General features: G+C 64.1%; 12 protein-coding genes. 9 read left to right on the top strand and 3 right to left on the bottom strand.

Features of this window, described 5'->3' with window-relative positions; all coding sequences use genetic code 11:
* Positions 1–48 precede the first annotated feature (48 nt).
* From QF015_RS04300 to QF015_RS04285, 4 genes are all read left to right on the top strand, one after another.
* A complete protein-coding gene (locus tag QF015_RS04300) occupies positions 49–999 on the top strand; it encodes an aldose 1-epimerase family protein (protein ID WP_429387268.1) in 951 nt (316 codons plus the stop codon).
* Positions 1000–1062: 63 nt separating this feature from the next.
* Positions 1063–2343, top strand: coding sequence for an AI-2E family transporter (locus QF015_RS04295; protein ID WP_310201733.1), 1281 nt, complete (start codon positions 1063–1065; stop codon positions 2341–2343).
* Between the two features lie 3 nt (positions 2344–2346).
* Positions 2347–3585, top strand: coding sequence for a threonine ammonia-lyase (ilvA, locus tag QF015_RS04290; protein WP_310201731.1), 1239 nt, complete (start codon positions 2347–2349; stop codon positions 3583–3585).
* A gap of 14 nt (positions 3586–3599) precedes the next feature.
* Positions 3600–4220: a rhomboid family intramembrane serine protease gene (locus QF015_RS04285; RefSeq protein WP_310201729.1), complete on the top strand. Its 621-nt coding sequence runs from the start codon at positions 3600–3602 to the stop codon at positions 4218–4220.
* Between the two features lie 139 nt (positions 4221–4359).
* Here the strand turns inward: QF015_RS04285 and greA are convergent, their stop codons facing one another.
* Positions 4360–4854 (bottom strand): transcription elongation factor GreA, encoded by a 495-nt coding sequence (gene greA / locus QF015_RS04280; RefSeq protein WP_026542824.1) that lies wholly within the window; start codon positions 4852–4854, stop codon positions 4360–4362.
* A 153-nt stretch (positions 4855–5007) separates the two neighbouring features.
* Positions 5008–5466 (bottom strand): DUF4307 domain-containing protein, encoded by a 459-nt coding sequence (locus QF015_RS04275; protein WP_429387264.1) that lies wholly within the window; start codon positions 5464–5466, stop codon positions 5008–5010.
* Positions 5467–5540: 74 nt separating this feature from the next.
* On the opposite strand from QF015_RS04275, the gene mca reads away from it, so the two are divergent.
* From mca to QF015_RS04260, 3 genes are all read left to right on the top strand, one after another.
* Positions 5541–6446, top strand: a complete 906-nt coding sequence (gene mca, locus QF015_RS04270; protein WP_310201724.1) for a mycothiol conjugate amidase Mca — start codon at positions 5541–5543, stop codon at positions 6444–6446.
* 105 nt (positions 6447–6551) lie between these two features.
* The gene (locus QF015_RS04265) at positions 6552–6905 is read left to right on the top strand and encodes a hypothetical protein (RefSeq protein WP_429387262.1); all 354 of its coding nucleotides are present in this window, start codon (positions 6552–6554) and stop codon (positions 6903–6905) included.
* Positions 6883–9039 carry a thioredoxin domain-containing protein gene (locus tag QF015_RS04260; RefSeq protein ID WP_310201720.1) on the top strand — a complete coding sequence of 719 codons (2157 nt, stop codon included), beginning with the start codon at positions 6883–6885 and terminating at the stop codon, positions 9037–9039. The genes QF015_RS04265 and QF015_RS04260 overlap by 23 nt, the downstream gene beginning before the upstream one ends.
* A gap of 15 nt (positions 9040–9054) precedes the next feature.
* Here the strand turns inward: QF015_RS04260 and trhA are convergent, their stop codons facing one another.
* Positions 9055–9696, bottom strand: coding sequence for a PAQR family membrane homeostasis protein TrhA (gene trhA / locus QF015_RS04255; protein ID WP_429387258.1), 642 nt, complete (start codon positions 9694–9696; stop codon positions 9055–9057).
* Between the two features lie 107 nt (positions 9697–9803).
* On the opposite strand from trhA, the gene QF015_RS04250 reads away from it, so the two are divergent.
* A complete protein-coding gene (locus tag QF015_RS04250; protein WP_310201716.1) occupies positions 9804–10610 on the top strand; it encodes an isoprenyl transferase in 807 nt (268 codons plus the stop codon).
* A 237-nt stretch (positions 10611–10847) separates the two neighbouring features.
* The gene (locus tag QF015_RS04245; RefSeq protein ID WP_310201714.1) at positions 10848–12242 is read left to right on the top strand and encodes a PhoH family protein; all 1395 of its coding nucleotides are present in this window, start codon (positions 10848–10850) and stop codon (positions 12240–12242) included.
* Positions 12243–12277 lie beyond the last annotated feature (35 nt).

Raw genomic sequence — 12277 nt, 5'->3', positions numbered from 1 at the left:
TAACATTGTCCGCGCCTCGCTGCTTCCGTGATGCAGTACGGTATTGCCATGCCTGCCTCGCCATCTTCCGCCGATCGCACCCTCCCCTCCGAGTCCCGCCGCTTTGCCACGGGCCGCCAATTCGAGCTTCGCAGGGGCGATGCGCTCGCCGTGATCACCGAACTGGCCGCCGGCCTCCGCTTGTACTCCCGCGGCGGCGTGCAGTTGACGGAAAGCTACGGGGACGACCAGATTTCCCCCGGCGCCACGGGCATTACCTTGGCCCCCTGGGCCAACCGGGTGGAAGACGGGGTCTGGTACCTCGACGGCAAGAAGCAGCAACTCGACATCACCGAGGTCTCCCGTAACAACGCCAGCCACGGGCTCCTGCGGAACGCCGCCTACTCACTGGTGGACGAATCAGAATTCAGCGTGACGCTCGAAGCCACCATTTTCCCGCAGCACGGCTACCCGTTTCTGGTGCGGCACCGGGTTCGCTATGAGTTGGATGAAGACCTGGGGCTTCGCGTTTCGCAGTCGCTGGTCAATGAATCCCAAGCCAGTGCGCCCTTCGTCCTTGGCGCACACCCTTACCTGCGCCTCGGCGACGTCGCACCTGAGGACCTGGTCCTGACGGTGCAGGCCCAAACCCGGCTGGTGGCCGATGAGCGTCTGATTCCCCGCAGTACCGCCCCGGCGGATGGGCCCTACGATCTTTCGGCCGGAGCGTCGGTGGGGAACCTGTTGATTGACGTCGCCTTGACGGATTTGGCGTACGACGGCGGCGTGGCCCGCCACACGCTGACTGCCCCCGATGGCCGCAGCGTCAGCCTTGAGCAGGACGAGAACTGCCAATACGTCCATGTTTTCGTCACTGACACTTTCCCTGGCCGGTCCAAAGCCGTGGCTCTGGAACCGATGACAGGCCCGGCCAACGCCTTCAACAGCGGCGATGGCCTGCGATGGGTGCCAGTTGGTGAGTCGTTCACTATGACATGGGGGATCACTGCATCGCTCTAAGGCTTTTGTGCTTGCTCCGCGGGCCGGTTTCCCATACGGCGTGCCCTGCGGAATTATGGGTTCATGACGCCAACACCGGACGCCAAATCCCGCTCTGACCGCCAAATCGCCGAAGACATCCCTTACGGGGTGCGCATTGCTGCTGCCTGGTCGTGGCGGGCGGGACTGATCCTGCTCATGATCGGCGCGCTCGTTTGGCTGCTGGGCAAAGTCAGCTTCCTCATCATCCCGGTCATGGTTGCTGCCTTGCTGGCCGGTCTGCTGTATCCGGTGGTGGCGTGGCTGCGCAACCGCAAGGTGCCCAATGGGGCCGCCGTCGCTATCACCGTGGTGGGCTTCATCGGCGTCATCGCCGGCGCGCTCGCCTTGGTGGGCCGGCAGCTGGTCTCCGGCTTCGGCGAGCTCTGGCAGGAGGCCTTGGCGGGAATCCAGCAAATCCAGACGTGGCTGGCCGATGGTCCCCTCCATCTGACCGCTGACCAAATCGACCAGTACATTGCCGACGGCGCAAATGCCCTGCAAAACAACAGCAGCAGCATCCTCAGCGGCGCCCTGTCCTTCGGCAGCACCGCCGGGCACTTTGCCGCAGGACTTGTCCTGGCACTGTTCATCCTCATTTTCTTCCTGCTCGAAGGCAGCAGGATCTGGGGCTTCCTGGTGCGCCTCCTGCCCAAGGCCGCCCGACGGGCCACCGATGGTGCCGGGCGCCGCGGGTGGACATCCATGGTCAGCTACGTGCGCATCCAGATGTTCGTGGCGTTCGTGGACGCCGTGGGCATCGGCGTTGGTGCCGCCATCATCCAGGTTCCGCTGGCGCTTCCCTTGGCGGTCCTGGTGTTCATCGGCTCCTTCATTCCGGTGGTCGGTGCCTTGGTGACCGGGGCCATTGCGGTGCTGCTGGCACTCGTCGCCAACGGGCCCATCAACGCGCTCATCATGCTGGCAATCGTCCTGCTGGTCCAGCAGCTCGAAAGTCACATCCTGCAGCCCCTGGTGATGGGCAAGGCCGTGGCGCTGCACCCGGTCGCCGTGATCCTCTCAGTGGCGGCAGGCTCCTACCTCGCCGGCATCCCGGGAGCGCTGTTCGCAGTCCCGCTGCTTGCCGTAGTAAACACGGCCGTTCGGTACATTGCAGGCCGGACGTGGGAACATGATGAAGGATTGGGCGGTGTGGAGACACAACCGGCAGTTGCTTCCACGGGGCACGGCGGAGACGCCAACTTCAAGGATGTGCACCTTCCACTGCCCGAATCCCGCCTCGGTAGAGGCATCGCAGGCAAGAACAAGGCCGCAGGAAGCTCCTCTGCTGAGGGCCCTGCTGCCGACACCACCAAAGGAGAATAGTCAGTGAATACCCTCGAAACCCTGCCCGTCACGCTGGACGATGTCCTTAAGGCGCAGGAGCTGCTCGAGGGCATTATTACCAAGACTCCGGTGGAGTCGTCCCGTGCTCTTGGCAGCCTCGTGGGCGGCAACGTCTTTTTCAAGTGTGAGAACCTGCAGCGCGCCGGTTCCTTCAAGGTCCGGGGCGCCTACGTACGCATGGCCCGCCTGACAGAGGACGAAAAGAAGCGTGGCGTGGTGGCGGCCTCCGCAGGCAACCACGCCCAGGGCGTGGCGGTAGCCGCGAAGAGCCTGGGCATCAACGCCCGCATTTACATGCCACTCGGTGTGGCGCTGCCCAAGCTGGCCGCCACCCGCAGCCATGGCGCCGAGGTTGTCCTGCATGGCCACAACGTGGACGAAGCGTTGGCGGAAGCGCAGCGCTACGCCAATGAAACCGGGGCGGTGTTCGTGCACCCCTTCGACAATGTGGACGTCGTTGCGGGCCAGGGAACCATCGGGCTCGAGATCCTGGAGCAGATTCCCACCGTGGACACCATCCTCATGGGCGTGGGCGGCGGCGGACTCCTGGCCGGGGTTGCGGTAGCCATCAAAGCCAAGGCCAAGGAGCTTGGCCGTGAGATCCGGGTGATCGGCGTCCAGGCTGAAAACGCTGCCGCCTACCCTCCATCGCTCGCTGCCGACGCGCTGGTGCCGCTCAAGAAGGTCACCACGATGGCTGACGGCATCGCCGTGGGCCGGCCGGGCCAGCTGCCCTTCAGCATCATCCGCGAGCTCGTGGACGATGTTGTTACTGTCAGCGAAGATTCCCTCGCACGGGCGCTGATCTTCCTCCTCGAGCGGGCCAAGATGGTGGTTGAGCCCGCCGGTGCGGTCGGAGTAGCCGCGCTGATGGATGGCAAGATTGAGAACCCGGGGAACACCGCCGTCGTACTGTCCGGCGGCAACATCGATCCCATGCTCATGCTCAAAGTCATCCAGCGCGGTCTGTCGGCCGCTGGCCGGTTCATGACCGTCCGCATGATGCTGGATGACCGACCCGGTTCCTTGGCTACGATCGCGCGCATCATTGCCGAAAACGATGCCAACGTCACCGGGCTGGACCACACCCGCCTGGGCGGTTCCATCAGCATGGGAGACGTCTCCATCACCATCAACCTGGAAACCAAGGGCCACGAACACGGCGAACAGGTCCTCGGCGCACTGCGGGCCGAGGGCTTCCAGCCGATCGTGGTGCACTGACGGGAGGAGCGCCCATGGTGCTGGGAACGCCTGAAGGGTCCAAGGAAGAGGCCCGGGAGTCGCTTGCTGGACGGGCCAAGGGCGGGCTGCTGTTCATGGGCGGCTTCGTCATCCTGCTCTACGTCATCGAGATCCTGAACACGTTGATGCGTCACGGCCTGAACTCCACTTTCGGCCTGCGCTCCCGCTCCATGGACGGCGTGCTGGACATCCTGACGTTCCCGCTGCTCCACGCGAACTTCAACCACCTGCTCTCCAACACGCTGCCCCTGATCATCTTCGGCTTCCTGGTGTTCCTGTCCGGCATCCGTGTCTTCATCACGGCATTGGCCTTCAGCTGGCTGGGGTCCGGGCTCGCGGTGTGGCTCATTGGCGGGGGAGGGGTGACGGTGGGGGCGTCCGGTTTGGTGTTCGGATTTTTCGCGTTCCTGCTGGTCCGTGGATTCTTCAACCGGAACTGGTGGCAGATCCTGCTCTCCGTGGTGCTCTTCATGGCTTACGGCAGCATCCTGTTCGGGGTGCTGCCGACGGTAATGGGCTACGTTTCCTGGCAGGCGCACCTCGGCGGAGCGGTCGGCGGCATCGTTGCAGCGGTCTTGTTACGTCCCAAGTCCACGGCCCTCCAACCCAACTAGCTGACAGCCAGCGTCCTCACGGGCCCTCACAGCGACGTTTGCTGTCACCTGGTTGGGCAGGCATTTGGAACAAAAACGCCGGCCCACCCCGCGAAAGGGGTGGGCCGGCGTGGTTTATTCAGTTCAGGTGCGCCGCTTCTTAGGCGACGTAAGGCTTGGCGGAAACGATCTCCACCGGGATTTCCTTGCCGTTGGGGGCGACATAGCTCAGGCTGTCGCCTTCCTTGTGCCCGATGATGGCTGCACCCAGGGGTGACTTCTCGCTGAAGACGTCCAGATCGGAGTCCCCGGCGATTTCGCGGGAGCCCAGCAGGAACGTCTCTTCGTCGCCGGCGATGCGGGCAACAACCAGCATGCCGGGCTCGACGATTCCGTCATCGGCCGGTGCTTCGCCAACCTGGGCATCACGCAGGAGTGCGGTGAGCTGGCGGATGCGGGCCTCGATCTTGCCCTGCTCTTCCTTGGCTGCGTGGTAGCCGCCGTTTTCCTTCAGGTCGCCTTCCTGGCGGGCAGCTTCGATCTTCTGGACGATTTCCGCCCGGCCAGCGCCGGAAAGGTGGTCCAGCTCAGCCTGCAAGCGGTCGAAAGCTTCCTGGGTAAGCCAAGCCGCAGTGGCGCTGTTGGTGGTAGACACGGATTTCTCCTCTAGATCTGACAAATGCAAAAGACCCCGCCGAGATGGCCACTAGTGGAACTCAGTAACCAACTTAACGGGGTGAAGGTTTCATCCATTGTAGTAAATCCTCTGGATGAACCCAAACTGGGTGAGTCATGGGTCACACGATCGTTATTTACCGCTGTCCACGATCCAGCAATTGTCCACCACGCCCGAGACCGCTGGCGACTCAGTACGCAGGACCGTGCGCTGGACGGTGGTACTGCCGCCGTCGGGGTCGTCCTGGGGATCGTTGGGTCCAATCTCGACCACCTTCCATCCCACCACCGCGAACTTGGAATCCAAGGCCTTGATGGCACATTTGGCGGTGGCTCCGGGGTACTTGGTGACCTGGTAATCGACCTCTGCCTGGGTGCCGTCCACAGTGCTGTACCCGATGTCCTTGAACGTGACCGGAGCCTGTGCGGAACCCGTTGCCACATACGCGGCGAAGCCAATCCCGACGACCAGGGCGCCGATGATGATGTTCCGCTTGGTTTTGCGGGTCATGGCGCGCTTTTGACCACCGTAGCGATTGGCTAGGCTGGTGCTTGCCGGTACTTGGGTGGCCGATAGGTCCTCTGAAGTCACCCGTCCAGTTTAGTGCCGATCCCGGCGCCCCATCACCGCCCACCCAGCTTGATCCACGAAAGAGGAGCCGTCACGTGACAGCGTCCAGCAGTTCCGACCAGCAGCTGCGGCTGCTCGCCGTCCATGCCCACCCGGATGATGAGTCCAGCAAGGGTGCGGCAACCATGGCAATGTACGCCGCCGCGGGAGTAGACGTCATGGTCGCTACATGCACAGATGGCTCGCGCGGTGACATCCAGAACCCGGCCATGGAGGCCGATCCGCACCCGAAGCGGGATATGGCCGGCGCACGCCGCCTGGAGATGGCAAACGCGGCCGCGGTCCTGGGCATCCAGCAACGATGGCTGGGATTCGTTGACTCCGGCCTGCCCGAGGGCGATCCCCTTCCGCCCTTGCCGCCCGGATGCTTTGCACTCCAGCCCCTGGAGCGTGCCACGGCGCCCTTGGTCCGGCTGGTACGCAGCTTCAAGCCGCACGTGATCATCAGCTACGACGAAAACGGTGGCTACCCTCACCCGGACCACATCATGGCCCACAAGGTAGCGGTGGAAGCCTTCGACGCGGCCGGTGACGCGGACCGCTACCCGGGCATGGGGGAGCCGTGGGCACCGAGCAAGCTCTACTATGACCGCGCCTTCAGCCCCGAGCGGTTCCGTGCGCTGCACTTCGCGTTGGAGGAAGCGGGCCTGCAATCTCCCTACGCCGAGCGGCTGGCGGCCTGGCTGGAAGCCGATGCCGAAGGGCACGCCCCCGTTCCTCCGGGGCATCAGACCACCACCCAGGTGGATTGCGGCGATTTCTTCGAAGCGAGGGACGATGCCCTTCGGGCGCACCGGACGCAGATCGATCCCCTCGGGTTCTTCTTCGCGGTTTCACCGGATCTTCAGCGGACGGCGTGGCCGTGGGAGGACTACACCCTGATCAAGTCCACCGTCCCGTCCGAACTGCCGGAAAAGGACCTGTTCGCGGGGATAAGATAGGAACTCCGGCAGTTTCTATCGCCCGTAGAAGTTGCAGCCAGTCCCACCCGGTTCCGGTTACGTGCTGACTGCCGGCATGCATCAGCTCCCATAGAAGGTTTGAACGTGCACCACTTGATTCTCGCCCTGACCGTCACTCCGTCGCCCAACCCCTCGGGCACGCTGCGGCCCGGCCTGTCCGAGGACCAGGTGACACCCGGCACATGGGGCTTTGTCCTCACGGCCTTCATCGTCATCCTGACCACGTTCCTGATTGTGGACATGGTTCGCCGCATCCGGCGCGTCCGTTACCGGGCACAGGTTGAGGAAGCGCGCCTGGCTGCTGAGGAAGAGGCCGGCAACCCAGCCGAGGGCCCCGCAGCCGGCGGAGCCTCCGCCGGTCCCGCCGGCGGAGCCTCCGCCGGTCCCGCCGGCGGCGCCTCCGACGAGAACGACGATGCCGGTCCCCGGACCCGCTGACGCCACCGGTAACGGTTCGCCCTGGGCAAGCAATGCCCTGGGCTCGGAACCTTCTGCGTATTTGCGGCAGCACGCGGACAATCCCGTGTTTTGGCGTCCGTTCGGCGACGAAGCTTTTGCTTTCGCCGCCGAACGTGATGTCCCGGTTTTCCTGTCCATCGGCTATGCGGCATGCCATTGGTGCCACGTCATGGCCCACGAGTCCTTCGAAGACCAGGAAACAGCCGATTACTTGAATGCGCACTTCGTCCCGGTCAAGGTTGACCGCGAAGAACGCCCGGATGTCGACTCCGTGTACATGGCCGCGACCCAGGCCATCAGTGGCGAAGGCGGCTGGCCGATGTCCGTCTTCCTCACCCCGGACGGGCTCGCCTTCCACGCAGGAACGTACTTCCCGCCCATTCCCCTGCCTGGCCGGCCTTCCTTCCGCAACGTCCTTGAAGCCGTCCACGAGGCCTGGGTGGAGCGCCGCGAAGGGGTGGAGCAAAACGCCCGCGGACTGGCCGCCACCCTGGCCAACGCACAACTTTCCGGGATAGTTCATCTCGATGGTCCGCCGGAGGTGCTGGATGCCGGCCTGCTCCCTGAGGCTGTAGCCGTTCTGGCCCGCTCTGAAGACCCCGACGCCGGCGGGTTCGGCAGCGCCCCCAAGTTCCCGCCGTCGGCGGTCCTTGAGTTCCTGATCCGGCACGCGGCTGTACCGTCCGAAACAGCGGACGCCGCCAAGGATACGGCTGGACGCGCCTTGGCGGGCATGGCCCGCTCGGCTTTACGCGACCAACTCGACGGCGGATTCGCCCGCTACTCGGTCACGGCTGACTGGTCTGTCCCGCACTTCGAGAAAATGCTCTACGACAATGCGCAGTTGCTCCGGGTTTACGCGCACTGGGTGCGGTTGGGCGGCAACGACGTCTATTCGGCAGTCGAGGCTAAAGCTGCAGCCTCAGCGTGCGCGGACTGGATGCTGGAGTCCCTGCGCCTCCCGTCCGGTGCCCTGGCATCATCGCTGGACGCCGACACGGTCGTGGACGGAGTACATCACGAAGGCGCCACGTATCTGTGGACCCTGGCATCTTTGGCGGAGGCGCTGGAACCCGGCGACGCCGCGGCGGTGGCGCGCATGATGAACATTGGTGTCGAGGGGACGGTGTCGGAGCTTGGCTCGCCGCTTCATCCCGGCCGGAAGCTGTCCGACGCCGACGGCCGGCTCTGGGAGCGGGTCGTGCCCGCCTTGAAGGCCGCCCGCGGGCTCCGGGACCAGCCAGCCAGGGATGACAAGGTGGTGGCCGGGTGGAATGGGCTCGCCGTGGCTGGTCTTGCCGAGGCAGGCGCCATCCTGGGCCGTCCGGACCTGATAGAGGCGGCTGGAAACGTGGCAGAGTACCTCGCCGTGGTCCACTGGGAAGGTCTTTCACGCACGCTGGGCCGGGTCTCCCATGATTCCCAGGCGCGCGGAATCGGTGGGCTCCTGGAGGACTATGCCTTCTGCGCCGAGGGCTTCCTGGCCCTGTACGCCGTGACGGGAACCAAACGCTGGTACCTGCTCGCGGAAGAGCTGGTCCTCGCTGCGTGTTCACGGTTCGTGGAGGATGGACACCTTGCCGACTCGACGGGGGAGTCTGCGCAGGTCTTCAACGCCCAGGGTCAGCACGCAGCGCTGGACCCCTTCGACAACGCCACACCCAGCGGAGCGGCAGGCTTCGCCGGGGTTCTCCTGTCCTACGCTGCCTACTCCGGATCCCACGAGCACCGGCTCATGGCGGGCAACATCCTTGGCCTGCTCCCGCCTCTCGCCACCCAGGCGCCGCGCGTCGCCGGTTGGCTCCTGGCCACCGCCCAAGCCGCTCTCGCCGGCCCCGTGGAGGCAGCCGTGGCCGGTCCGGATTCGCCGCTGAAGCGCGAACTGCACCGAGCGCTGCTGACGTCTCCCAGCCCTGGGCTGGTGGTCGCGTTGCAGGCGGACGACGCCGGGTCCCCGGCCGGGGACCATGACGTGCCACTGCTTCTCCACAGGTCAGGGTCGCCGGACGGCTCCCCGCAGGTCTACCTGTGCCGGGACATGGTATGTGAAAGGCCGCTGGGGGATGTGGCAGCCGTCCTGTCGCGCCTGAACGCGATGGGATCGGGCGACTGACAGGATCCGTGCTGTCTAGCTCAGCACAGCAATCATGATCGCGATGAAGTGGGCCGCGAAGGCCAGCACCGTGAAGGCATGGAAGAGTTCGTGGAAGCCGAAGTGCTTCAGGCTGAAGTTCGGCTTCTTGAGGGCGTAGAACACGGCGCCCGCGATGTACAAGGCGCCCCCGACGCAGATCAGGATCGCGGCTGGGGCGTTCGCGGCGAAGAATTGCGGCAGGTAGAACAAGGCTCCACAGCCCAACGCGATGTAGACGGGGACGTACAGCCAGCGCGGAGCGTGTGTCCAGAGAATCCTGAAGAGCACGCCGACGATCGCCCCGGACCACACGAGCCACAACAGGGTGACAGCCTCGGAGCGTTCCAGCAGGGACCAGGCAAGTGGGGTGTAGCTGCCGGCGATAACCAGCATGATGTTGGTGTGGTCCAGCCGTTTGAGGACCATACGGACCTTGGGGGACCAGTTGCCCCGGTGATAGACGGCGCTGACGCCGAACAAAAGGAAGCCGGTCAACGCATAGATGGCTGACGTGATTTTGCGATCTGGTGTGGGGGCGAGTGCCACCAGGAGGATGCCTGCAGCCAGGGCAAAAGGAGCCGCCACAGCGTGGATCCACCCGCGCCAGACGGGCTTGGTTTCGAGGAGCTCAGCCATGGTTAAACCATAACTTACGTTCCAGTAAGTTACCGCAGGGTAACAAGACGGCGAGGGATTTTGACGCCCGACTGCACCGGCTCCCCATCTCGGGAAGGTAGCCTTGGATGTGCGTCGTCGTCGTACAAGCAAGGAAGTCAGGTGAGAGTCCGGTGGAGCTGCCCGGTTTCCTCTATGGCTTCTATGAGCGCAAGCTCCTGCGTTCCCTGAAGCAGGACCAGATCCCGCGGCATATCGGCGTCATGGTCGACGGCAACCGTCGGTGGGCACGCCAATTCAACGCACCCACCAGCCAGGGGCACCAGGCCGGGGCCGATAAAATCCATGAATTCCTCGGCTGGTGCCAGGAGCTTGGCGTCAAAGTCGTGACGCTCTACATGCTTTCCACGGACAATATGAACCGTTCCGGTGAAGAGCTGGACCTCCTCATGGGCATCATCGCCAACACCATGGACCGCCTGGATGAAGACGAAGACGTCTCAGTCCACGCCATGGGTGCCCCCGAGCTCCTCCCGGACTACCTCGCCGAACGGCTCAACAAGCTGACCTCGCGCACGCCGGTGCACGAAAAGATCCACGTAAATGTTGCCGTGGGCTATGGTGGCCGCCGGGAAATCGTCGACGCCGTCCGGGAACTCCTGCACGATGCCGTCGCCAAGGGACGGACCATGACCGAGGTCGCAGATGAACTTTCGGTGGACGACATCTCCCGCTTCCTCTACACGCGGGGCCAGCCCGATCCTGACCTGGTCATCCGCACCTCAGGCGAGCAGCGGCTCTCCGGCTTCCTCATGTGGCAAAGTGCCTACAGCGAGTTCTACTTCTGTGAGGCATTGTGGCCGGCATTCCGCAAGGTCGATTTCCTGCGCGCGCTCCGGGACTATGCCGGGCGCCAGCGCCGGTACGGAACCTAGGTGCGCTCCGGTTCATGAGGAATTAATCAGCCGGACATACGACTTGCCGACTCACGTAGCGGAATTTCTTGTGAGTGGGATTACGTTAAACCCATCAGCAGGCAAAACCGCCCGCTGATCGGGGAGGCCAGTATATGGAGCGGAACATCGCACCAGTTACATGGAAGGCCGCGCCCGGCCTTCCGGCCGAGCCGCTTCACCATTAGGCCGGGCGAACTGCCCGGGGCTGGAGTCGATGTGGCTATTTCTGAGCAACTGCCCGCAATGGTTTCCGACGGGGAAAGTGCAGCTACCTCTCGCACCAAGCGGGTCCCACAACCAGCGCGGACGGAAACGTCCGTCACAGGCCGCAGCTACGTGATTGATACGTCCGTCCTGCTGTCCGATCCCCATGCGTTGTTGCGATTCGCTGAACACGAAGTCATCGTCCCCATTGTGGTCATCAGCGAACTGGAAGGAAAACGCCACGACCCCGAGCTCGGGTACTTCGCCCGGAAAGCATTGCGGCTCCTGGACGATCTGAGGATCGAACATGGTGGCCTGGACCGGTCCATTCCCATCGGGAACGACGGCGGAATGCTCCGGGTGGAAATGAACCACATTTCCCCGGACGTGCTGCCGGCAGGATTCCGTGGCGGTGACAACGACAGCCGCATCCTGGCTGTGGCCAAGAACCTGGCCAATGAGGGCCACAACGTCACCGTGGTCTCCAAGGACCTGCCCATGCGCGTCAAGGCATCCGCCATGGGGCTGCAAGCTGACGAATACCGCAACGAACTCGTCAAGGATTCCGGCTGGACCGGAATGGCCGAGGTGGAAGCGAACGACGATGAAATCACCACCCTCTACGGGCACGAACCAGTCTTCATCCCTGCCGCCGCCGAACTCCCCGTCAACACCGGGCTGGTCCTCCTCTCCAACCGCGGCTCCGCCTTGGGCAGGGTAGGCGCCGACAAGCAGGTCCGCCTCGTCAAGGGCGACCGTGACGTCTTCGGACTCCACGGACGCTCGGCCGAACAGCGGCTCGCCATCGACATGCTCATGGACCCCGCCGTCGGCATCGTCTCCATCGGAGGACGGGCCGGTACCGGCAAGTCCGCACTGGCCCTCTGTGCAGGACTGGAAGCCGTCCTGGAACGCCGCGAGCACCGCAAGGTCGTGGTGTTCCGTCCCCTGTACGCCGTGGGCGGCCAGGAACTCGGATACCTCCCGGGCTCCGAATCCGAAAAAATGAACCCGTGGGCCCAGGCAGTGTTCGACACCCTGGGCGCACTGGTGAGCCAGGAAGTCGTCGAGGAGGTCATGGACCGGGGAATGCTCGAAGTCCTGCCCCTGACCCACATCCGTGGACGTTCGCTGCACGACGCCTTCGTGATCGTCGACGAAGCCCAGTCACTGGAGAAGAACGTCCTCCTCACTGTCATGAGCCGCATCGGACAAAATTCCAAGATCGTCCTCACCCACGACGTCGCCCAACGCGACAACCTCCGGGTTGGACGCCACGACGGTGTCGCAGCGGTGGTCGAGACGCTCAAGGGACACCCGCTGTTCGGGCACATCACGCTGACCAGGTCCGAGAGGTCGCCGATTGCTGCTCTGGTGACGGAGTTGCTCGAAGGGGCTGAGATCTAAGCTGCGTTTGCTGAGGGCCGTGGTCCGGTTCGCCG

It is taken from the genome of Paenarthrobacter sp. TE4293 (genome assembly GCF_050435325.1).
GTDB lineage: Bacteria > Actinomycetota > Actinomycetes > Actinomycetales > Micrococcaceae > Arthrobacter > Arthrobacter nitroguajacolicus_C.
This window is presented reverse-complemented; position numbering and strand designations above follow the sequence as displayed.

What these genes read in the sequence shown, in the direction of transcription:
- QF015_RS04300 (WP_429387268.1), top strand. Translation starts at nt 49, where the DNA reads ATGCCTGCCTCGCCATCTTCCGCCGATCGCACCCTCCCCTCCGAGTCC.
- QF015_RS04250 (WP_310201716.1), top strand. Translation starts at nt 9,804, where the DNA reads ATGTGCGTCGTCGTCGTACAAGCAAGGAAGTCAGGTGAGAGTCCGGTG.
- QF015_RS04260 (WP_310201720.1), top strand. Translation starts at nt 6,883, where the DNA reads ATGCCGGTCCCCGGACCCGCTGACGCCACCGGTAACGGTTCGCCCTGG.
- QF015_RS04285 (WP_310201729.1), top strand. Translation starts at nt 3,600, where the DNA reads ATGGTGCTGGGAACGCCTGAAGGGTCCAAGGAAGAGGCCCGGGAGTCG.
- trhA (WP_429387258.1), bottom strand. Translation starts at nt 9,696, where the DNA reads ATGGCTGAGCTCCTCGAAACCAAGCCCGTCTGGCGCGGGTGGATCCAC.
- QF015_RS04295 (WP_310201733.1), top strand. Translation starts at nt 1,063, where the DNA reads ATGACGCCAACACCGGACGCCAAATCCCGCTCTGACCGCCAAATCGCC.